The sequence below is a fragment of the Oceanidesulfovibrio marinus genome, assembly GCF_013085545.1.
Lineage (GTDB): Bacteria > Desulfobacterota > Desulfovibrionia > Desulfovibrionales > Desulfovibrionaceae > Oceanidesulfovibrio > Oceanidesulfovibrio marinus.
In genome coordinates, this window is record NZ_CP039543.1 from 2,736,772 (window position 1) to 2,759,142 (window position 22,371).

General features: G+C 64.4%; 20 protein-coding genes. 18 read left to right on the forward strand and 2 right to left on the reverse strand.

Annotation, left to right across the window (positions count from 1 at the left end):
* Position 1 precedes the first annotated feature (1 nt).
* The 8 genes from E8L03_RS12090 to E8L03_RS12125 all read left to right on the forward strand — a co-directional run bounded on the left by E8L03_RS12090 (position 2) and on the right by E8L03_RS12125 (position 6,702).
* Positions 2-1,060, forward strand: a complete 1,059-nt coding sequence (locus tag E8L03_RS12090; protein ID WP_171266951.1) for a 4Fe-4S dicluster domain-containing protein — start codon at positions 2-4, stop codon at positions 1,058-1,060.
* Between the two features lie 15 nt (positions 1,061-1,075).
* The gene (locus E8L03_RS12095) at positions 1,076-1,918 is read left to right on the forward strand and encodes an FAD/NAD(P)-binding protein (protein ID WP_144307513.1); all 843 of its coding nucleotides are present in this window, start codon (positions 1,076-1,078) and stop codon (positions 1,916-1,918) included.
* A gap of 24 nt (positions 1,919-1,942) precedes the next feature.
* Positions 1,943-2,416, forward strand: a complete 474-nt coding sequence (locus tag E8L03_RS12100) for a ferritin-like domain-containing protein (protein WP_171266952.1) — start codon at positions 1,943-1,945, stop codon at positions 2,414-2,416.
* A gap of 63 nt (positions 2,417-2,479) precedes the next feature.
* Entirely contained in the window at positions 2,480-2,938 is a 459-nt protein-coding gene (locus tag E8L03_RS12105; RefSeq protein WP_144307040.1) for a hypothetical protein, read from the forward strand.
* 13 nt (positions 2,939-2,951) lie between these two features.
* Entirely contained in the window at positions 2,952-3,644 is a 693-nt protein-coding gene (locus E8L03_RS12110) for a hypothetical protein (RefSeq protein WP_144307041.1), read from the forward strand.
* 10 nt (positions 3,645-3,654) lie between these two features.
* Entirely contained in the window at positions 3,655-4,545 is an 891-nt protein-coding gene (locus E8L03_RS12115; RefSeq protein ID WP_171267494.1) for a hypothetical protein, read from the forward strand.
* A 121-nt stretch (positions 4,546-4,666) separates the two neighbouring features.
* Positions 4,667-6,253, forward strand: coding sequence for an L-aspartate oxidase (gene nadB, locus E8L03_RS12120; protein WP_144307043.1), 1,587 nt, complete (start codon positions 4,667-4,669; stop codon positions 6,251-6,253).
* 197 nt (positions 6,254-6,450) lie between these two features.
* On the forward strand, positions 6,451-6,702 hold the full coding sequence (locus tag E8L03_RS12125; RefSeq protein ID WP_144307044.1) for a glutaredoxin family protein: 252 nt from the start codon (positions 6,451-6,453) through the stop codon (positions 6,700-6,702).
* A gap of 269 nt (positions 6,703-6,971) precedes the next feature.
* Here the strand turns inward: E8L03_RS12125 and E8L03_RS12130 are convergent, their stop codons facing one another.
* Together E8L03_RS12130 and E8L03_RS12135 are read right to left on the reverse strand one after the other, a co-directional pair.
* Positions 6,972-7,751: an acyl-CoA dehydratase activase gene (locus E8L03_RS12130; RefSeq protein ID WP_144307121.1), complete on the reverse strand. Its 780-nt coding sequence runs from the start codon at positions 7,749-7,751 to the stop codon at positions 6,972-6,974.
* 5 nt (positions 7,752-7,756) lie between these two features.
* On the reverse strand, positions 7,757-9,049 hold the full coding sequence (locus E8L03_RS12135; RefSeq protein WP_171267495.1) for a double-cubane-cluster-containing anaerobic reductase: 1,293 nt from the start codon (positions 9,047-9,049) through the stop codon (positions 7,757-7,759).
* 276 nt (positions 9,050-9,325) lie between these two features.
* Here E8L03_RS12135 and E8L03_RS12140 point away from each other — a divergent pair, with 276 nt between their 5' ends.
* The 10 genes from E8L03_RS12140 (at position 9,326) to E8L03_RS12185 (ending at position 22,370) form a co-directional block, all read left to right on the forward strand.
* On the forward strand, positions 9,326-9,484 hold the full coding sequence (locus E8L03_RS12140; RefSeq protein WP_167512634.1) for a hypothetical protein: 159 nt from the start codon (positions 9,326-9,328) through the stop codon (positions 9,482-9,484).
* A gap of 395 nt (positions 9,485-9,879) precedes the next feature.
* Entirely contained in the window at positions 9,880-11,361 is a 1,482-nt protein-coding gene (locus tag E8L03_RS12145; RefSeq protein ID WP_144307046.1) for a sensor histidine kinase, read from the forward strand.
* Positions 11,358-12,791 carry a sigma-54-dependent transcriptional regulator gene (locus E8L03_RS12150; protein WP_171267496.1) on the forward strand — a complete coding sequence of 478 codons (1,434 nt, stop codon included), beginning with the start codon at positions 11,358-11,360 and terminating at the stop codon, positions 12,789-12,791. The genes E8L03_RS12145 and E8L03_RS12150 overlap by 4 nt, the downstream gene beginning before the upstream one ends.
* A gap of 544 nt (positions 12,792-13,335) precedes the next feature.
* Positions 13,336-15,072 carry a sensor histidine kinase gene (locus E8L03_RS12155; protein WP_167512635.1) on the forward strand — a complete coding sequence of 579 codons (1,737 nt, stop codon included), beginning with the start codon at positions 13,336-13,338 and terminating at the stop codon, positions 15,070-15,072.
* The gene (locus E8L03_RS12160) at positions 15,069-15,467 is read left to right on the forward strand and encodes a response regulator (protein WP_144307049.1); all 399 of its coding nucleotides are present in this window, start codon (positions 15,069-15,071) and stop codon (positions 15,465-15,467) included. The genes E8L03_RS12155 and E8L03_RS12160 overlap by 4 nt, the downstream gene beginning before the upstream one ends.
* On the forward strand, positions 15,464-15,874 hold the full coding sequence (locus E8L03_RS12165; RefSeq protein ID WP_144307050.1) for a response regulator: 411 nt from the start codon (positions 15,464-15,466) through the stop codon (positions 15,872-15,874). Before E8L03_RS12160 ends, E8L03_RS12165 begins: the two co-directional genes overlap by 4 nt.
* Before the next feature lie 39 nt (positions 15,875-15,913).
* The gene (locus tag E8L03_RS12170; RefSeq protein WP_235896732.1) at positions 15,914-17,197 is read left to right on the forward strand and encodes a sulfite exporter TauE/SafE family protein; all 1,284 of its coding nucleotides are present in this window, start codon (positions 15,914-15,916) and stop codon (positions 17,195-17,197) included.
* A 2-nt stretch (positions 17,198-17,199) separates the two neighbouring features.
* Entirely contained in the window at positions 17,200-17,904 is a 705-nt protein-coding gene (locus E8L03_RS12175; RefSeq protein ID WP_144307051.1) for a hypothetical protein, read from the forward strand.
* Between the two features lie 38 nt (positions 17,905-17,942).
* Positions 17,943-20,588, forward strand: a complete 2,646-nt coding sequence (locus E8L03_RS12180) for a PEP/pyruvate-binding domain-containing protein (protein WP_171267497.1) — start codon at positions 17,943-17,945, stop codon at positions 20,586-20,588.
* Positions 20,589-20,750: 162 nt separating this feature from the next.
* On the forward strand, positions 20,751-22,370 hold the full coding sequence (locus E8L03_RS12185) for a sensor histidine kinase (protein ID WP_171267498.1): 1,620 nt from the start codon (positions 20,751-20,753) through the stop codon (positions 22,368-22,370).
* The last annotated feature ends 1 nt before the right edge of the window (position 22,371 follow it).

Genomic DNA, 22,371 nt, shown 5'->3' on the forward strand with positions numbered 1-22,371 from the left:
CATGAATTCCAAATACATTCCCGCAGACAAGCTCACCGCCTGGCTCGACGGGCTCGCCGCGGACAACCGCGTGCTGGTTCCGGTGGTGGAGAACGGCTCCATCGTCTTCCGCCCGCGCGAGGCCGGCTCCGATACGCCGCTGGAGCTCGAAAAGCAGGCCACGGTGCCGCCCAAGAACGCGGTCTTCCCGGCCAGCGAGCCCCTGCTTACCTTCAGCTACCAGAAGCACGAGGACGAGCCCGAGAAGGTGGACGTGAGCGTGCAGCCCACCATCAACGCCCAGCCCACCGTGGTCTTTGGCTGCCGCCCCTGCGACGCACGCGGCTTCACCATCTTCGACAACGTCTACGGCGCCGACATCTATTACGAATCCCGGCGCGAGAAGACGGCCTTCATCTCCCAGGTCTGCAAGGAAACCGCCAACACCTGCTTCTGCCACTGGACAGGCGAAGGCCCGGCGGATTCCCGCGGCAGCGACGTGCTCGCCGTGCCCGTGGACGCGGGCTATGTGCTCGAACCCGTTACGGAAAAGGGCGAAGGCCTGCTGACCTCCTCCCTGCTCGCCGACGCATCCAAAGAGCAGCAGGACGCCGCGGCCCAGATGAAGAAGGACGCCCGCGAACAGCTCGGCGAGGCCGTGGACGTGAGCGAGGCCCGCGGAGCCCTGCTGGCGCTCTTCGACAACATGGAGTTCTGGGAGGACGTCTCGGCCAAGTGCATCAGCTGCGGGGCCTGCACCTACCTCTGCCCCACCTGCTACTGCTTCAACATCACGGACGAGACCTGCGGCTCGCAGGGCCACCGCGTGCGCTCCTGGGACAACTGCATGTCCTACCTCTTCACCCTGGAGGGCAGCGGCCACAACCCCAGGCCCACCAAGGCCCACCGCCTGAAGAACCGCGTCGGTCACAAGTTCAGCTACTACCCCGGCCTGCATGACGGGCTCATCGCCTGTTGCGGCTGCGGCCGGTGCATCAAGAGCTGTCCGGTCAGCGTGGACATCCGCGAGATCGTCCAGCGCGCCATCGAGACCGCTGCCGCAGAAACCAAGGCCAGTTAGAGGACGCCACCGATGATGACGAACATGCCTGAGAAAAACCTGTATCTCCCGGAGATCGCCACCATTCAGGAGGTCATCCAGGAGACCCCGAATATCAAAACCTTCCGCGTGATCCTCGACGACGAGGAAAAAATGCGGGAGTTCACCTACGAGCCCGGACAGGTCGGACAGCTCTCCGTCTTCGGCGTGGGCGAGTCCACCTTTGTCATCAACTCGCCGCCAACCCGCAAAGAGTACCTCCAGTTCAGCGTCATGCGCGTGGGCGAGCTCACCAGCAAGCTCCACCAGCTCTCGGCCGGCGACAAGATCGGCGTGCGCGCCCCCCTGGGCAACTACTTCCCCTACGAGTCCATGAAAGGGAAGAACATCGTCTTCATCGGCGGCGGCATCGGCATGGCCCCCTTGCGCACCCTCATGCTCTTCATGCTCGACAACCGCGCCGACTACGGCGACATCTCCCTGCTCTACGGCGCGCGCAGCCCGCAGGACATGGCCTTCCAGTACGAGCTGCCCGAATGGCTGGAGCGCAAGGACCTCAATACCGTGCTCACCATTGACAACCCGTCCGAAGGCTGGGAGCACACCGTGGGACTCATCCCCAACGTGCTCCTGGAAATGGAGCCCAGCGCCGAGAACACCGTGGCCGTCACCTGCGGCCCGCCCATCATGATCAAGTTCACCATGCAGGCGCTCAAAAAGCTCAAGTTCGAGGACACCCAGATCATCACCACCCTGGAAAAACGCATGAAATGCGGCGTGGGCATCTGTGGCCGCTGCAACATCGGCGACAAGTATGTCTGTGTGGACGGCCCTGTCTTCACCGCGGCCGAGCTGGGCGAACTTCCCAACGAGCTGTAAGCCAGCGCGAGAAAAGGAACGCACATGAAGTTCTTCAAAGCCAACGAGGTGGCCCAGGCCGCCGTGGAAATAGAACGAAAAGGCCAGGCCTTCTACCGCAACGTGGCCAATGCCGCCTCGGCACAGGCCGCCCGTGATCTCTTCACCTTCATGGCCGGCGAAGAGGCCAAGCACGAGGCGATCTTCCAGGCCCTCAAAAACCGCCTCGGCGAAATCGAAATGCCGGCCTACTCCAATGCCAATGAGTACCAGGAGTACCTCGAAGCGCTCATCGACTCACACGCCCTGTTCAGCGGCGGCATCGCAGAACGCCTGGCCTCCGAAGCCAGCGACATGGTCACCGCCGTGAACATCGCCCTCGCCTTCGAAAAAGATACACTGCTCTTCTTCCTGGAAATGAAAGAACTCGTCCCGGACTCCGAAAAACCCATGGTCCAGAAATGCATCGAGGAAGAACGCTCCCACATGCGCATGCTCCACGGGCTTTTGAAGGACTAGGCAGCCGGCAGCAGACAGGCGAACACGGTGGAGACGCGCAGCATCGCGACATGAGTAACTGACATGAAACAGACCATGTGCATCGATGTGGGCGAAAACCACGACACATTTTGCGGCGAATCCCAGGCATATCCGCAAAAAGGTCAGGGGGGCATCGGCGCGGCCACGTTTGGTGGCTATCGTGGCTGCGCCATAATGCGGCCCGTACGTAACGCGGCATGCGTCCTCCCGGGATCGGGCCTGAACGCCGATACACATTTCGATCTGCCCACGACTTTTGCGGCCAGGATCGACGGCATCAACGCCATGCTCGGCTTGCAACTGACCACGGACGTCGCCATTGCGTCCGGCAAGTGCCTCCTCAGAAGGACGAGCAGACTCGAAGAGACGCTCGCCAGCATGGCGTTCCAAAAAGCGTACCCGTCGAGGCGCTGGATCAGAACATCCGCCTTATTCAGCCCTCCATCCTCCACATGGGGAAGGGACCGTCGGGGCCCCTTCCCCATTAAACAGCCCAATTGAGGGGTTCGAGCCAATGCGCATGCCCCTTCTCGACACCCCCCTCCCGCCCGGCGACGCCCTTGCGTCCGACAGCGTGGCCCGCGTTGCGCTGCAGACTAGGCGTCCGCAGGACTTCGAGCTCCTGCTCCAGGGCGGCTTCCTGGTCATCTGCGAGTCGGGCTGCTCCGTGCGCGAGTTCCTCTGCATGCAGATGGGAGTCTGCGGCGACTACACCCAGATCCGCATCCAGACGATTTTCCTGAATGGCAAGCCCGTGGACGACCTCGACACGGCCATCGTGAACCCGGACGACCATCTCGCCTTTTCCGCGGCCATGCCCGGCGTTGTCGGCGCCACCATGCGCCGCGGCGGCTACTACGCGCCCATGCGCGAAGGCATTTCCCTGAACGCGCCGGACGACGTGGAGACCACAAGCGGTCCCGAGTGCTTCGTCCATGTGCGTCTGTTCAACTTTCTCGCACGCGAGCTTGCCAGCACGTTTCTGCGCCGGGGGCTTTTCGTGCGCGGCGAACGATTCCTGGAATTTCTGCACAACCGGCAGCCAGCCTTTTACGAAGGCATCGGCAGAGCCTCGTGCAACGAAAAGGACATGCCCCCGACGGCGCTGGCGGAGCGTCTGGCAGCGTTGCCCGCCATGGACGCCGTTTTTGTCCAGATCTGCGAGGAACTTGCCGACGTCGCATCGGCGCCGGCAGTCCAACAATGAGGAAAGAGCCATGTTCAGCACGTTTTTACCGTTCCACGATCCGGAAGATACCGCTGCCGTCGGCCCTCTGGCTCTGAACAGCCAGGACTTCTTCGAGACGTCGCCCGTCTCCTTCAACGTGCAAAAGCCCATACGCTACTTTGTCTCCAGCCTGTTCAGCGCCGGAACCGGACACCGCGAGCTGGTCCGCGAGGCTCCGCTCGCCAGCCTGTCCCGGAGCAAACGCTACACATACAGCGGCGCGCCCCTTGACCAGTTCGATCTCGACGTGCTGCTGCACTGCACCGCCGCGGCGGGCAGCTCCCGCAGGCGCGGCGCCTGGACCGAGCACGCCCAGCTCGTCAGGACGCTGGGCAAGCGCAACGACGCGGCCACCCGCAAACGCGTGTGCGAAAGCCTGGCCCGGCTGCAGGAGTGCACCATCGGCATCGAGGGCGACGGCTACCGCTATATGACCCGACTGGTGAACCGCGCCCTGCTGGACGAGGGAGCAGGCGCGAGCCTGGTGGAGGTCAACAGCGACTTCGCCGACTCCATCCGCTCCATGCGCGGGCTGGATCTGCTGATGCAGGAACGCCGCGCCATGGGCGCCAACGGCCTGGCCAAATGGCTGCACGGCGTGCTCTGGATCATCCCTGCCGGCTTCTCCTCCAACTTCGCCACCCTGAGCGAGCTGTGCGGTATGCGCAGCACCAGCTCCCACGGCTTCCGGACGCGCTGTCTCGGCGCCCTGGATCTGCTGGTGACCAACGGCGTGGTGACCGAGTACTCGGTGGAGGACTCCGGCGGTCTCTATGTTTCGGGCCGGCGCAACAACACCCGCGCCAACGCCTGCGGCTTTTTCTCTTTACCGGATACCCAGCGTGGCTGCTCTAGGGAAACGGTATGCGCGCATGCCTAAGCATGCCGCACTTCAGGAACCGTACGGTGCGCTCCGGAATCAAGTGCCGGAGTCGCGCCGTACGTCCTGTGGAGAATCTCCAGATGCGAGCTCGACACTGAGCCGCAGAGACGCCTAGCGCATGTCGAGAACGCGACACCTCGCCCACGCCCTTGTCATCGGCTCCGGCATCGCCGGCGCGTCCTGCGCACTGAACATCGCGGACCAGGGCTTCGAGGTCATCCTGCTGACCACGGGCCCGCGGCTTGACGACGGCAACACGGTCTACGCCCAGGGCGGCATCGTCTATACCGGGCAGGAGGACTCCCCGGCGCTGCTCATGCGGGACATCAAGAAGGCCGGCTGCTACCACTCCTACGACAAGGCCGTCCGCTACCTGGCCACCAAGGGCGCAGGCGCCGTGGAGCGCGTGCTCATGGACCGCATCGGCGTGCGCTTCGCCACCCAGGGTATGGACAAAGACGAGGAGTACGACCTGACGCGCGAAGGCGGCCACAGCATCCACCGGGTGCTGCACTGCGCCGACTACACGGGCCGGGCCATCATGGAGCGCCTCATCCTGGCCGTGGAGGCGCACCCCAATATCCGCGTCCTCAGCCGGCGCACGGCCGTGGATCTCATCACCAGCCAGCACCACGCGCGATCCCTGACCAACCGCTACCAGCGGCTGAACCAGTGCCTCGGCGCGTACGTGTTCAACGAGTCGGCCCAACACATGGAGACCGTGCTCGCAGAGTTCACCGTGCTGGCCACCGGCGGCATGGGCCGCATATTCCTGCACTCCACCAACGCGCGTTGTGCGCGCGGCTCCGGCCTGACCATGGCCCACCGCGCCGGCGCCCGGCTGATGAACGTGGAGTACGTCCAGTTCCATCCCACGGCGCTGTACCACAAGAGCCGCCGCCGCTTCCTCATCACCGAGGCCATGCGCGGCGAAGGGGCGCTGCTGCGCAACGGGTCGGGCGAGCGCTTCGTGCTGCGCTACGATCCCCGCGGCGAGCTGGCCCCGCGCGACGTGGTCTCCCGCGCCATTGTGGACGAGATGCACCGCTCCGGCGACCCCTGCGTCTTTCTGGATTGCAGCGAGATGACCTGCGACCTGACGCAGCGCTTCCCCACCATCCACAAGAAATGTCTGGAGCTCGGGCTGGATATTACCCGCGACCAGATCCCGGTGGTTCCGGCCGCGCACTACCAGTGCGGCGGCGTTGTCTGCGACTCGTACGGCCGCACCGACATCAACGGGCTCTACGCCGTGGGCGAGTGCAGTTGCACCGGCCTGCACGGAGCCAACCGGCTGGCCAGCACCTCGCTGCTGGAGGGTGTGCTCTGGGGCGAGTCCGCCGGCGTGCACATTGCCAAACAGCTCTCCCACAGGCGCGCTGCCATACGCAGGCTGCTGGATGACATCGCGGACTGGAGCGAGCCGGCAATCCCCGAAGAGCCGGACCCGGCCCTGCTGGCGCAGGACTGGGGCGTAATCCAGAGCACCATGTGGAACTACGTGGGCATAACCCGCACCCGGCAACGGCTGAAACGGGCCGTGGAAGAGCTGCGCAGCCTCTACGGCAATCTCACCGAGTTCTACAAGCGCACGCCGTTGTCCAAGCCGCTCGTGGACATCTTCCACAGCAGCTACGCCGCCTACATCGTGGCGAACAGCGCCTTGCGCAATCCGGAAAGCAAAGGCTGCCACTATATGGAGTGACGAACGTCGTGAACGCCCAAGGAGCACCTGCACCCGCTCGGTCAGAATTCAACAACAGCTGTCGAGTTGGGCGTCGGTCACGAAATCGTGTATAAAGAATAATTGGAAAGGTCCGCACACCGGGTCCTGATACAGGACCGGCGCGGTACAGATCCCCCGTCACCTTTCCCCTCTTGGTCCTGAACATTGGAGACGCCATGTCCAAGCCCCTGCTTTTCGCACTCAGCACGTGCATGCACTGCGCAAAGGTCAAGGAACTGCTCATCTCCCTGGGCGTCGATTTCGACACCCTGTACGTAGACCGCCTGGCCGGCGAGGATCGCAACGAAAGGATGCGCGAGCTCAAAGGCTATAACCCGGCGATATCCTTCCCCACGCTCGTTATCGGGGACGAAGTGGTCGTCGGGCACAAGGAGCAGAAAATCCGCGAGATCCTGCTCGGGGAGTAGGCGCGCCCCACGCGTGCCCCCGATGCAAAGGGGGCCGCCCGAAACGCATGCGCTACATACGGATTCCGTACGTCTCGGAACCGGAGCGCATGCCCTTGCAGCGCACCCATCTGCCGCATCCAATGCGCGCCAGACGCCCCTGCGCCGACTTCCATATCAAAATTAGTCAACAACCATGAATGGTTGCCTGAACAGGCACCCGGCAACGGCGTTGCACCGTCGCGCCTTTCTCTGCAATCCGGCCAGGGAAAGGGCTTTTCGATTCTTCCCTAGCTCTGCCGCGCAGCCCAGAGCGCTGCGCCCAAGGCGCCGTTCATGTCCGGATCGTCCGAGACGAGCAGCTCCTCGCCCAGGCGGGCGTTCAGCTTTCTGGAGAGCAGCTCCCGCACGCAGGGATTGTGGGCAACGCCGCCGGCAAACACCACCGGGAACTGCAAGCCCACCCGCGAGAGCATGTTCGCGGTGCGTTTGACAATGGCCTCGTGCAGGCCCAGGGCGATGTTCTGCGGCTTCTCCCCCTGCGCCATCAGCGAGGTGGCCTCGGTCTCCGCAAAGACCGTGCACATGCTGGTGATGTCCGGCGCGGCATCGCCTTGCAGGGCGTAGGTCCCGAACTCCTCCACCGGAATCTGGAACACCCCGGCCGTGTACTCCAGGAACTTGCCCGTGCCGGCCGCGCAGCGGTCGTTCATCTCGAACTTCCCCACCTTGCCGCCGGGCAGCAGGGCGATGGCCTTGGTGTCCTGCCCGCCGATGTCCAGCACGGTGCGCGCCTCGGGAAAACGGTGATGCGCCCCCAGGGCGTGGGCCTTGATCTCGGTGACGGTCTGCACGTCCAGACCGGGAGCCAGCTCCCCGGCCAGCTTCTCCATCAGGCTGCGGCCGTAGCCCGTGGCCACCAGCCGCTTCGGCCGCACACCGTCCAGCAGCGTGCGGCATTGGGCGGCGGGGTCGAACGTGGTGGGCAGACGCCCGCTGCGAACGACCCCGCCGTCTTCGAGCAGAATAAGCTCTATGGAGCGCGAGCCGATATCGATGCCCGCGAACAGGCCGCTCACGATTCCAGCGTCTCCACAAAGGCTTCGATGCGCGTCTTGAGCTGCTCCACGTCCTCCATGCCGTAGTCGGTCTCGATAGCCAGCATGGGCACGCCCTTGGCCTGCAGGGTTTTGTCCACCTTGAAGGCTTCGTGGGAGTAGGGCTGGCAGAACAGCAGCGCGTAGTGGATCACGCCCTGTGCGCCCAGCTCCTCGGCCATGTCCGCGATGTTGTCCAGGCGCTCGTCGTTGGGCGTGAAGCAGGCGCAGTCGATCTTCATGTAGCGGTCGGTCAGCAGGTCCAACAGCTCGTCCACCGTGGTGGCCTTGGCTGTCGCGTCCTCGTCCACCAGGTCGCGGATGTTGCGGCTGCCGATGCACGACTCCTCGCCCACCACAACGGCGCCGGAGCCTTCCACAATGTAGGGCAGCTTCCAGTTGGGCACGGCCATGGGACAGCCGGCGAGCAGGAGCCGTGGCGTGCCCTTGGGCGCAACGCCCTCGCCCTTCTCGATGCGCGCTTCAATCTCGTCGCAGAGCTCGTTGATCTTGGCGGTGAAGCGCACCGGGTCGTCGTAGAAGCTGATCTGGTTGATGAGCAGGGCGTCGCGGCCGGAGATGGGCGCGGGATCGGCCTTGCGCAGGGCGTTGAGCCCCTGGATGGCCTTGCGCTTGCCGTTGGCGATGGCAATGCCCTTCTTGATGTCGTCCACGCCGATGGTCTTGCCGGTGAGCTTCTCCAGCTCCTCCATGTAGCGCTTCATCTCGGCGCGCAACAAGTCGTGGTCGCAGGCGTTCTTCTGCTGCGGCACCTCCATAATATACATGTTCACGTGCTCGGCAAAGGCCTCGTACGCCTTCTTCTTGCCGTCGCAGGTGGTCTCGCCCACGACGACGTCGCAGCTTTCCGTAAACGGGCAGATCTTGGCAAGCTTGAAACCCACGAAGGATTTGATCAGCGCGCAGGTGTTGCGCGGCACCATGGTCTCGGCCATCTCGGTGCCGGCATCGGCGCCGGAGCACAACCCCACATGCACGGCGTCGGCTGCCAGGGTCAGCTCCTCGGGCACGAACACGCAGAAGCTGCCGATGATCTTACGCCCCTGGGCCTTGGCGTCCTGCAGCTCTTTTATGCGCAGGCCGTGCACCTCGGAGAGCACGAAGTCCAGGTACTCGGCGCCTTGCAGACGCCCTTGCTGGGACAGGTAGATGTCGCCGTAGAACTTGCCCAGGACCTCAAGCAGGCCCTCGTGCGCATCGATGTCGAGGTTCAGCTTCTCCCACATCTCCTTGTATGCCGATTCCGCCATGGCTTTTCTCCTTGCGGTGCAGGGTTGAAATTCCGCGAACTATAGCACCCGGCAATGGGTGGAAAAAATTCATAGTCCTGATGGTCCTGGAGCGAATGTATCAATTTTTACTATATGACACATTGATAACGTCCAGACCCGCACCCGTTTTCCTCGTTCTCACCATGGCGGGCACAGCGGCAGCGTGGTATGGTGGCCCAATATCCTCCGCATATCCGTGCGGACTGAACCACACGACCATGTCGGCTGCATGGCCGCAAACCAAGGAGAATCACCATGGCCCATTGCCACGAAATGAAGTCCGGTGACGTGTATCAATGCGAACAGTGCGGTCTGACCCTGAAAGTGGAAAAATCCTGCTCCTGCAAGCCCGGCGAGCAAGGCGCGTGCACCGTGCCGTTGTCCTGCTGCGGCCAGGAAATGAAGAAGAAGTAGCGCCGCCGTACCCATCAGTCCGGGGTGGCGTGCGGTCAGATGCGCCGCCCCGAGCACGCTCCGGAACCAGCCCGCACACACCCCTGTCTCCGGCCGCAAGACCTCGCCACCCACAATCACCGACGTCTCCCTTCCTATATAATAGCGCCTGCCCGCGTGGCACGGTCGTTGCTTTTCCCCTCGCGCCTGCAGCCGGACCTTGGCATTGCCATCGCCGGAAGCAGGCAACAAACAGGCCGCAGCACAACACGGCGCGAACATGACTGCGGGCTAGGCGTTCGTCAAAGTTCACGGTATGGTCCGTCCACGATATCGCCTACGGTATTGGCGCGGTATCGTCCGCGGTATGGCCCACGGCGTCCCGTACCGCACACTTACAGCACGGGGTTTTTCCGATGCGTATTCTCGGCCTGCGGAGTCGCATCTTCATCCTGCTCGGCATCCTGGTGGCGGTGAACCTCACCGGCGCCCTGGTCACCTTGTGGTACGTGCAGCGCACGCAGTCCCTGTTCGCCCGCACCATGGAGCAAGGGGCCGAAGCCCTGGACGCGGCCCAGGAGATGCAACGCGCCCTGCTCTCCCAGCGCGGCTACGTGAGCTACTACTTCATAGACGGCGACGAGAGCTGGCTGGAGCTGCTGGCCAAGTCCAAAGAAGACTTCGAGACATGGTGGCGCGCCTCCTTCGACATGGCGCGCACCGAGGACGAGCGGAACATGCTCTTCGCCATCGAGCGGGAGTATGTCCGCTACTCCGTGCTCAAGGAGCGGGTCATCAACCTGTTCATGGAAGGGCAGCGCGAGCGCGGCGTGCGCCTGCATGCCGATGCGCGCAAGCGGTTCTTCGAGGTCAACTCCCTCTGCAGCAAGTTCAAGCAGCAACAGAAGCAGAACATCACCACGCTCATCGCCGAGTACCGCGACCAGTTCCGGCTGCTGAGCTGGCTGGCATGGTCGGCCATTCCGGCGGCCGCCATCCTGGGCCTGCTGCTGGCCATCATCATTATCCGCCGGGTGCTGGCCCCCATCCACCGGCTCACGGACGTGCTCTCCAACAGCGCGGACAAGACGGCCAAGGAAGCGTCCGTGGCGGACGAGGTGGAGTACCTGGGCGACCGTATCCAGCTCCTGCTCAAGGACGTGGGCCAGGCGCAGGACAAGCTGGCCAAGAGCCGGGAGGATCTGCTCCAGGCCGAGAAGCTGGCGACCATCGGCCGTCTCGCCGCCGGCGTGGCGCACAGCGTGCGCAATCCGCTGACGTCCGTAAAGATGCGCCTCTTCACTCTGGAGCGCAGCCTGCCGCTGACCACGGAGACGCGCGAGGACCTTGAGGTCATCGGCGAGGAGATCGACTTCATCGACACCATCCTCAAGAACTTCCTGGAGTTCTCCCGCCCGCCCAAGCTGAAGCCGCAGCCGGTCAGCCCTTCGGCCGTGGTGGATCAGGCGCTCCAGCTTCTGCGCCACAAGGTAGACTCCATGCGCATCGACGTGACCGTGAACCGCGAGGCGCCGCTGCAGCTCGTGCTGGGCGACCCGGACCAGCTCAAGGAGGTCCTGGTCAACCTTATCATCAACGCCATGGAGGCCATGGGCGAGGGCGGCTCCATCACCATTGACGAGGAGGAAGGCGTGATCGAGCCCTACGGCCGGGTGGACATCATCCGCGTGACCGACACCGGGCCGGGCCTGCCGCCCAACGTCCAGGCCAAGCTTTTCGAGCCCTTCACCAGCACCAAGGAGGACGGCACCGGCCTCGGCCTGGCCATCTCCAAGCGCATTGTGGAGGAGCACGGCGGCTGGCTGCACGCCACCTCGGAACCGGGCCGCGGCGCCACCTTTGTCATCGGCCTGCCCAGAATGGAGCAATCGGCATGAGCACCATACTTATTGTAGACGACGACGCGCAGCTGAGACGCAGCTTCAGCAAGCTGCTGGCGGACCGCGGATACGTGGTGGAGACGGCCGCCTCGGGCGAGCAATGCCTGGAGCGGGCCGGACAAGGCGGCGTGGACCTGGTGATCCAGGACGTCCGGCTGCCCGGCATGGACGGCCTGGAGACTTTCAGCCGGCTGCGCGAGCTGGAGCCCACGCCCCAGGTCATCGTGATGACCGCCTTTGGCACCATGGAAACCGCCGTGGAGGCCACCAAGCTCGGGGCCTATGATTATGTGCTCAAGCCCTTCGACATCCCCACCATGCTCGACCTCATCGAGAAGGCGCTGGAAGCCGGAGAGCGGCGCAGGGACATGGCCGAGAAGGCCGGCATGGAGCCACGCGCCAGCATGGACGCGGTGCTGGGCCGCTCCGCCGCCATGCAGGAGGTATACAAGTCCATCGGCCGGGTCGCGCCCACGGACGCCACGGTGCTCGTCCGCGGCGAGTCCGGCACGGGCAAGGAGCTGGTGGCGCGCGCCATCTACCAGTACAGCTCCCGCGCCAACAAGCCCTTCAGCGTCATCAACTGCGTGGCCATCCCGGAGACCCTGCTGGAGAGCGAGCTCTTCGGCTACGAGAAAGGCGCCTTCACCGGCGCGTCCTCCCGCCGCATCGGCAAGATCGAGCTGGCCCAGCGCGGCACCGTGTTCCTGGACGAGATCGGGGACATGCCCTTGGCCATCCAGGCCAAAATCCTGCGCCTGTTGCAGGAAAAGACCATCGAACGCCTGGGCGGGGGCGAGGCCATACCCGTGGATGTGCGCATCATCGCCGCCACCAACCGTGACCTGGAAAAGGCCGTGCGGGAAGGCACCTTCCGCGAGGACCTCTACTTCCGGCTCAAGGTCGTTACCCTGATGCTGCCGCCGCTGCGGGAGCGGCACGACGACATCCCCCTGCTGGCGCGGCACTTCCTCAGCCTGCACGCCCAGGAAATGGACCTCTCCAATCCGGGGCTGACGCAGGAAGCCGAGTCCGCCCTGCTGCGCTACCCCTGGCCGGGCAACGTGCGCGAACTCTCCAACTGCCTGCAGAAGGCCATCATCTTCAGCAAGGGCGCGCCGCTCAGTGGCAAGGAGGTGGAGTCCTCCCTGCGCCATCCGGCGGCCAAAGGCACTGCCGAGGCTGCGCCCCGGGACGCGATGAAGCGCTGGGTGCAGAACGCCCTGCTCTCCTCGCAGGCGGAAAAGCCATACGAGAACGCCATGGACGCCATGTCCTCGCTGCTCATCCAGAGCGCCCTGGAGATGACCGACGGCAACAAGACCCGCGCGGCCAAGCTCCTGGGGCTCACCCGGCCCACGCTGCTGGCCAAGATAGACAAGCACCGCCTGGCGTTGAGCGCCAAGGTGACCGGTCCGGGCTCCTGACAGGCAGCCCGACTCCCTCACCGGCTGCGCTGCGCGAAACGTTCAGACCCTCACGTATTGCCGAATATGCGTCGGCCTTGAGCTTCCCATGCGCCTTGCCGATGTGGTTTTGGCACAGTCTATCTGAAACAATTTGTTCATAACTTGCCAGCCCGGCTGCCGCACCGGCCGTTTCCCGCCGACTCGCTCCTGGCTTGTCCACTAATGTAGACCGGTCGTAACCTCCTGCCGCACATCTCTTTTTCTGCGCCCCACTCCGGGGCTTCGCTGATCGTTCCGCGACCTGCGGAATAGCGATCCCTGTTTCCCCGCCTCCATCCTGCTCCGGCAATCTGTTGCTTTTACGTACTGTAAAAGAAGCTGACGCCACTTCCCGCCCCGCCTGGCTGCCGCTGAAGAGCCACCTCCATTTTCGGTCCTGATTCCAGCTTGTTATATATTTCACACACTCCTTTCGCGTTGGCATATCCCTTGCCTTTTACAGGGTCGAGGGAGGCCGGAATGTCCGACGTCCCCCATACTTCCGACCATGGAGTGTTCGTTCGTGACCACGCCCTCGCTGAGCTCCACGCTATCGAAAAAGATCAGCCTGCTGATCATCTTCGTCTCGCTCACGCCGCTCATCGTGGTCGGCGGCGTCTTCGCGCACCTGTTCCACACGGCCTATCGGGGCAAGACCATCGCCCACCTCGAAGAGCTGGTGAGCAAGCACCGCGACATCGTGGACTCGCACCTGGCCGAACGCCTCGCCTCCATCAAGACGCTCATGGACGCCTGCCCGCTGGAAGATCTCCGCCGCAACGATTTCCTCAAGGAGCTGCTGTACACGCTGCACACCCAGTACGGCCGGGTGTTCGTGGACATCGGCCTGGTGAACGACGCCGGCAGCCTGGAGGCGTACGCCGGGCCGTTCCAGCTGGGCAACGCCCAGTACGCCAAGGCGGAGTGGTTCAAGAAGGCCATGGAGAACGACCACTTCATCAGCGACATGTTCATGGGCATCCGCAACCAGCCGCATTTCATCGTGGCCGCCAGCCGGGAATGGGGCGGCCGCCGCTACATTCTGCGCGCGACCGTTGATTTCGAAGCCTTCACCCGCCTCGTGGAAAACATCCGCATCGGCGAGACCGGCCACGCCTTCATCGTCAACCGCGCCGGCGATTTCCAGACTCAGCCGCGCTCCGATTTCTCCCAGTGCAAGGAGCTCCTGCTGGAGCTCATGCGCGAGTCCCTGCCGGCCGACCACGCCGTAGGGCCGACCCTCGTATTTACGGAAGGACACTCCTGCGAAACCAACGCCGACGCCGTGTACGTGCTGGCCACGCTCAAGCAGGGCGACTGGGTGATGATTTACGAGCAGATCGCGGCCGACGCCTTCCGCGACCTCTACCAGGCCCGGCTCATCGTCCTCTCGGTGCTGGCCCTCGGCTCCCTGGGCATCATCGTCACGGCCATCCTGCTCACGCGGCGGGTGGTGGCCTATATCGCCAAGCTCGATGCGGACAAGGAAAAGATGAACGAGCAGGTGGTGCACGCCTCCAAGATGGCCTCCCTGGGCGAGATGGCCGCCGGCATCGCCCACGAGATCAACAACCCCGTGGCCGTCATGGTGGAGGAGGCCGGCTGGATTCAGGACATCCTGGAGGATGCGCCCGAGGGCGAACCGGGTGACGTGCAGGAGATCCAGCGCGCCGTGAACCAGATCCGCACCCAGGGCAACCGCTGCAAGGACATCACCCAGAAGCTCCTGTCCTTTGCGCGCAAGACCGAGCCGGAACGCTGCGCCCTGGACGTGAACAGCCTGATCCTGGAGACCGTGGAGCTCGTGGCCTCCAAGGCCCGCTACGCCAACGTGCATATCGAGACCAGGCTCTCGCCCTTGCCGCCGCACATCCAGGCGTCTGTCACGGAGATGCAGCAGATCCTGCTGAACCTCATCAACAACAGCCTCGACGCCATGGAGGAAACCGGCGGCAAGCTGTCCATAGCCTCGCGCACCCTGGACTCCGTGGTGGAGATCGAAATCCGCGACACCGGGCCGGGCATTCCGGAGTCCGTGCTGCCCAAAATCTTCGACCCCTTTTTCACCACCAAGCCCGTGGGCCGGGGCACCGGCCTGGGGCTCGCGGTCTGCTACGGCCTCATCAAGAACATGAACGGCGACATCACCGTGAACAGTGCGGTGGGTCAAGGCGCCGAGTTCCGCATCCGCATCCCCCGGACTCCCGAATCCGCCGTGAGCTCCTTCAGTCTGAACCAACCGAAAGGAGGGACGCGATGAACGCAGAGAATGCGACACGCCCCATCCGGCTGATCCTGGTCGACGACGAGGAGAGCTTCGTGAACGTGCTGACCAAACGGCTGACGCGCCGCGGGGTGGAGGTAACGCCCGTGCTTTCCGGCGCGGAGGCGCTGCGGCTGATGCGCAAGTATGAGTACGACGTGATGGTTCTGGACCTGAAAATGGAGGAGATGAGCGGTCTGGACGTGCTCAAGACGGTGCGCATCGTGGCTCCGGAAACCCCGGTCATCATGCTCACCGGCCACGGCTCGGAGCAGGCCGCGCGCGAGGGCGTGACCCTGGGCGCCAGCGACTACCTCCTCAAACCCTGCGATCTCGACGTGCTCTTCCACAAGATCACGAAGGCCGCATGCAAAGCGAGGGCAACGCAATGAGTCCCGACAAGACGCTCGACGTCCTGATCATCGACGACGAGGTCCCCTTTTCCGACATCCTGAAAAAGCGTCTGGGCAAGCGCGGCCTGGACGTGCGCACGGCCAACTCCGGCCCCAAGGGCCTGGCCGCCCTGGAAGAGCGGCTGGCCGACGTGGTGGTGCTGGACATGCGCATGCCCGGGATGGACGGCGTGGACACATTCCGCGCCATCAAGGAGCTCGCGCCGGATACGGAGGTCATCTTCCTCACCGGCCATGTGGATACGGACAGCGCGCTGGCCGGCCTGGAGATGGGCGCCTTCGACTACTGCCTCAAGCCCATCGACCTGGATGCTCTCTACGACAAGCTGCTCGATGCCGCGGAGCGAAAGCGTCTCGCTGAGGGAATCGGCTCCGCCATAAAATAAACGGTTCTGCAACCCGGTAACAACCAAAGGAAAGAAACCATGAGAAAGATGCTTCGCCAGACCTATGGGTTCATGCGGGAGGCTGCACGCGCCCAGGCGCGCTGGGAGTTCGAGGCCTCCATGAACATCCTCAGCAGCAGAAAGCGGATGATCATCATCCTCGCGGTGACCTTGCCGCTGCTGCTCTTCACTGGCTACGTCCTGGCCGGCGGGCAGGACATGCCGTCCATCCTGGGCGGCAAACACGCATACAGCCCGGCGTACTACACGCCCGCCATCTTCGGCGTCTCCATCGCCATCGGCCTGTGCGCCGGCCTCATCACCGGATGCATCGGCGCCGGCGGAGGCTTCATCATCGCGCCGGCCCTCATGAGCGCGGGCATCAAGGGCATCCTCGCCGTGGGCACGGACCTCTTCCACATCTTCGCCAAGGCCATCATGGGCACCGTGGCGCACAAAAAGCTGGGCAACGTCTCGGTCAGCCTGGCCATCGCCTTCCTGGTGGGCTCCATCGGCGGCGTGCTCGGCGGCGGTATAATAAACCGCGCCATCTACGAGTTCGACCCCATGCTCTCCGACTCGTTCATCAGCTTTGTCTACGTCATCCTGCTGGGCTTCCTCGGCATATATGCGATGACGGACTTCATCCGCTCCTATCGCCGCGGCGAGCATGGCGACGCACACGGCCACGGCGGCAAGGGCGAGGCCAATACGAAGAAGAGCCTGCCGGCCATCCTGCAGGGCTCCCGCATTCCTCCCATGATCACCTTTGACGAGGACCTGACCCCCGGTGGCAAGAAAATCCCCGCGATCTACGTGGCGCTGTGCGGCGCGTTCGTGGGCTTCGTGGCCGCCATCATGGGCGTGGGCGGCGGCTTCCTCACCTTCCCCATGTTCGTCTACGTCCTGGGCGTCTCCTCCTTCACCACCGTGGGTACGGACATCCTGCAGATCATCTTCACCGCTGGCTTCGCGTCCATCACCCAGTACGCCATTTACGGCTTCATCTTCTACACCCTGGCCATGGGCATGCTGCTGGGCTCCCTGGTGGGCATCCAGATCGGCGCGCTGGCCACAAAGCTGGTCAAGGGCATCTACATCCGCGGCTTCTACGCCATCGCCATCATGGCGGGCTTCGTGAACCGGCTGTTCGCCCTGCCCTCCAAGCTCGTGGATCTGGAGTACATCAGCATGTCCAAGTCCACGGCGGCGGTCATCACCCAGGTCGGCAACGTCACGTTCTTTATCGTGGTGGGGCTCTTCGCCATCTGGGTGTTCAGCGTGTTCTTCCGTAACATCTCCAAGCTCCGTGCGGAGGCCTGATCATGCTTATCAAGAACAAGAAGAAGTTCGCCTTCGGTTTGACTATGACCCTCTCGTTCGCGGCAATACTGGTCATCATGTTCATGCCGCTCTTTGGAGGCACCAACGCCTTCCACGCCGCGGACGGATTGTTCAACTCCATCTCCAAGGCGTCGGCCAGCCACTTTGCCGTGGTTCGCACCAGCCTTGCCGGCTTCGAGACCAAGTCTGCGGATCAGGAGCTCAAGCTCTCGGAAGGCGTGGGCAAAAACGTCGCCACCATCATCAATGCGACGGGCCAGGAAGCCACCTATGCTGACGGCATCCTCACCGTGCGCGGCGAGATCAACCCCCTGCTCGACCGCATGCTGAGCGACTCTGAGGCCATGTTCGCCAACAACGGCGAGGTCCTTCAGAACGCATACGGCATCGAGCCCAAGGCCGCTCTGTATGCGTGGTGGATGTACGCCTCCACCGCGTCGAAGAAGTTCCTGCTGCAGAAGCGCTTTGACACCTCGAAGATCATCGACGAGGTGAAGACGAAGGCTGTGGAAGTGTCGTACAACTACTACGGCGTGAACCCCACGCCGGCCACCGAGCGCGTCGCCATCCTGGCTTTCGCCCTGATCTTCTACGTGATCTATACGGTGTGGTACGGCTTTGCCATCTTCGAGCTCTTCGAGGGCATCGGCCTGACCATGACAAAGTCCGCCAAGAAGGAAACCTAAGCCCTGAATTGCTCTGAATTGTGCGAGCCCTGAACTCTATGACCAACTTGTTCGTCCCGTTCCTTTCCTGGATGCGCGCCCGGAAGCAGCATCAAGAACCCCTTGGAGAAAAGGAGCTGGAAGCGTTGCGTCAAAGGTTCAGGGCTCGCCATCACAACTTCAAGCTGCTGCTCTCGGGCAACAATGAGGCCCTGGAGCACATCGGCCGCCTGGAGGACCTCGCACGAGGCGTGCGTCCTTTCGGCGGCCAGGCCGTTCGGGCGGCCGCCGCACGCATCACCACCCTGGCCTACCGCTCCATCAAACATCTCGAAGCCATCACGGGCGAGCGCCAGACCACGCTGCGGGAGCGCTTCGACGCCATCCGGGGCGAGGTAGACGCCATCCTTGCGCCGCACCACGCCAAGGACAACGTTCTGCCCGGTCCGCGCATCCTGACCATGGACGCCGTGACCAAGCAGGATGTGGACCAGGTGGGGCCGAAGATGGCCCGCCTGGGCGAGGCCAGGAACGTGCTGGGCATGCAGGTGCCGGACGGCTTCGTCATCACGGCAGCGGCATGCGAGGAGTTCATGGCCGCCTCCGGCCTGCGCGAGGAAATCAACCGCCGCATGCAGGCCAAGAGCGACGAGCTCACCTCCCGCATGACCCTGGCCCTGGAGCTGCAGGCCCTGGTGCTGGAATCACCCCTGCCCCCCGCGCTGGAGACCGCCATATGCGAGGCGTGCGAGGGCCTGGCCCAACGCCTCGGCGCCGCGCCGCGGCTCGTGGTCCGCTCCAGCGCCCTGGGCGAGGACCAGACCGGCGCATCCTTTGCCGGGCAGCACCGCTCCGCCGTCAATGTGAGCGTGGACTCCCTGACCCGCGTCTACAAGGAGGTCGTGGCCTCCACCTACAGCCTGGAGGCCATCAGCTACCGTCTGACCAAGGGCATCCCCGAGGAGAGCGCCGTGATGTGCGTAGGCGTTCTGCAGATGGTGGAGCCCGAGGCCGGCGGCGTGGCCTACTCCCGCGATCCCCTGGGCGTGCGCGCCGACTCCGCGCTCGTCTACTCCGTCTTTGGCCTGCCCAAGCAGATCGTGGACGGCGCGGACGCCGCGGACTTCATCGCCCTGGACCGCGAGAGCGGCGACGTGCTGGAGCACGACATCGCGGCCAAGCACCAGCGCACCGTCTGCTTCGAGGACGAGGGGGTCTGCCGCGAGGAGCTGGATCCCTCCCTGGCAAGCCGCTCCTCCATCGACCTGGCCACGGCCAAACAAATTTTCGATCTGGTCATGCGGCTGGAGCGCCACTTCGGCGAGCCGCAGGATATGGAATGGGCCGGAACCGATGACGGCGCCATCGTTGTGCTGCAGTCGCGCCCCTTGCCGGCGGCCATTGACCGCGAGGTCTCCGCCTTCGAGCTGGAGCTGCCTCTGCCGGACTCCCGCCGGGAGCTGCAGCCCTTATCAGAGTCCGAACCGCACAGGGAGCTGGGCCGCGGCATCGCCGCCAGCCCTGGTGTGGCGGCCGGCCCGGTGCATCGCATCGAGCGCGAGGCCGACATGCTCACCATGCCTGCCGGCGCCGTGATCGTGGTCAAGCGGCCACTGCCGCGTTTCGCCCCCGCCCTGGCCGAGGCGTCGGCCATCGTAGCAGAGGAAGGCGGCGCGGCCGGGCACCTGGCCAGCGTGGCCCGCGAGCTGGACAAGCCCGCACTCTTCGGCATGGTGGACGCCATGCGCCGGCTCACGCCCGGCGATGAGGTCACCGTGGACGCCGACTCCATGGTGCTGCTGGACGGCCGCGTGGAGGAACGCCTGACCCGCACGGCGCCCCGCACGAACCTCATGCGCGGCTCGGCCGTGCACACCATGCTCCTTGCCGTGATGCCGCACATCGTCCGGCTCACCCTGCTCGACCCGCAGTCCGACGCATTTGCCGCACGCAACTGCCAGACAATGCACGATATTTTCCGATTCTGCCACGAGCGCGCCCTGCTCGCCATGTTCGATTTCGGCGAGGACACGCCCTTTCCCGAGCGCGCGGCCCGGCTCCTGGCCGGTGGCAAGAGCTCCCAGTTCAAGGTCATCGACCTGGGCGACTCCTTCCACGACAAGACCCACAACAACACGGTCCGCGTGGAGGACATCGACTCCCTGCCCTTCCAGGCGTTCTGGCGCGGCATGACCGCCGTGCCCTGGGCCGGCCCGCCGGCCGTAGAGACGAAGGGCCTTGCCTCCATCTTCCACGAGGCTCTGCTCAACACGAACCTTGAGCCATCCATGCCCTCGGCCTACGCCGTGCAGAACTACTTCATGGTGGCCAGGGACTTCATGAGCGCCCAGTCGCGTTTCGGCTTCCACTTCGCCACGGTAGAGGCACTGGTGGGCGAGCGCACGCGCGAGAACTACATCAGCTTCCGTTTTGCCGGCGGCGCGGCCGATCAGCACAGGCGGGAGTCCCGCGCGGCTCTCGTGGCCTCGCTGTTGGACGATCTCGGCTTCGACACCGTACGCAACTTCGACGCCGTCCGTGCGCGCATGGACAACCGCCGGGCCGAGACCATGGTCTCGCGTCTCGCGGCCCTCGGCTTCCTCACCATGCATACCCGCCAGCTCGACATGGTGATGGGCTCTGACGGCGCGGTGGAATCCTATCGCCAGTCGCTTTCCAGCCACCTGGCCGAGATCGCCTCCTGAACGATCCACTCCCTTGACGAGGTGTAAAAAATGCTGACAGGGCTGCCCCTGCCAGACGCCTTTCTCCGCCACATAACCCACTGCCCGCACACGCTTTTCATTTAGTCTGATCTTGGCATCCTTCTCGCTCTTTCCTTGTTGGAACCAGCAAGAAGGAATGCGATGACCCGGCACCATATTCAACCATCCCGACGCGCAACCACAGGCGAGACCGGCTCTGGCCTGGGCTGGTGGCTCGTGGCCGCGGCGCTCATCCTGTTCCTGGCCGCCGTCCTCGTGCCGGCGTGGCTCGGCGCCAACGCCCTGAACGCGCAGAACAGGGCATACGCCGAGCGCGACCTGCGCACCGAGGCCGACCTGCTGGCCAACCGCGTGGACGTACAGCTTTTCCAACTCCTGGGCGAGCTGAAGTCCGCCGCGCTGCACGGCTGGGAGGACTCCGCTGTCACACGGTCGGCGGTTCTGCGCTCCACCGCCCTGGTTGCGGCAAACGAAGCGCCTGCCGACCCGGCCCAGGCCCAGGCCGTGCGCCAGGCGCGCGCCGCCGGATGGAGCCTGCTCGTGGACGGCCGCGCACAACCCGCCGCGCTGGTGCTGGCCGCCTCGGACCATCCGGACCGGCCCAGCCGCATTGCCGTGGCCGTGGTCGCACCGAAAGATCTGATGGCCGCCGTGCCCCGGCGGGAGCCCCTGGCCTCTCTGGCACTGCTGGATCGCGCCCACCATCCCCTGCTCACGGCGAGCGATCCCGCCATATGGAATGATATTTCCGCCTCCGGCGGACCCGCCCGCGTCGACGGCATGCTCCGCACTGTCCGGCCTGTTCCTGAGTTTCCGCTATACATCGGCCTGGCTCGGCCGATGCCCGGATACTGGGCCGTGCTCATGCAAGACGGTAGCGCTCTTGCCGTCGGCGCGGCCACCTGCCTGCTCCTGGCCGGAGCGGGCGTGATCCTGCTCACCGCCCTGGTGCGACGGCGCTTCATGGAGGCAGAGCAGAAGCGCACCCTGGCCTTCCAGGAGATGGAGCATGTACAGAAGCTCTCCTCCATCGGCCGCCTTGCCGCCGGCGTGGCCCACGAGATCAACAACCCGCTGGCAATCATCGCCGAAAAGGCCGGCCTGATGAAGGACCTGGCCTGCGCGGCCCAGGACATGCCCAAGGCGCAGCGCTTCATCACGATGACAGACTCCATCCTCCAGGCCGTGACCCGCTGCCGGGCCGTGACCCACCGGCTTTTGGGATTCGCCCGGCGCATGGAGGTGCGGCCCATGGAGCTGGACCTCAACGACGTGCTCCGCGAGACCCTGGGCTTTCTGGAACGCGACGCCCTGTTCCGCAACATCACGCTGGATCTGCAGCTCGATCCGGAACTGCCAGGCATCGAAAGCGACCGCGGCCAGCTCCAGCAGATATTCCTCAACCTCCTGAACAACGCCATGGCCGCCGTGCCGGACAAGGGCCGCATCCGCGTGGCCACCCGGCGTGAGCAGAGCGGCGTGGCCGTGGAGATCGAGGACAACGGCATGGGCATGTCCCGCGAGACACTGGCGCACATCTTCGAACCATTTTTCTCCACCAAGGGCGAGCACGGCACCGGCCTCGGGCTGTCCATCACCTACGGCATCGTGGACAAGCTGGGCGGCTCCATCGAGGTGGCCAGCGCCGAGGGCGAGGGCAGCATGTTCACCATCCATCTGCCCCTGCGCGCAGCCATTGCCGAGCAGCCGGCGGCCGCAGTCGAACTGAATCCACAGCCCGCCCACGGCGGAACCAAGTGAG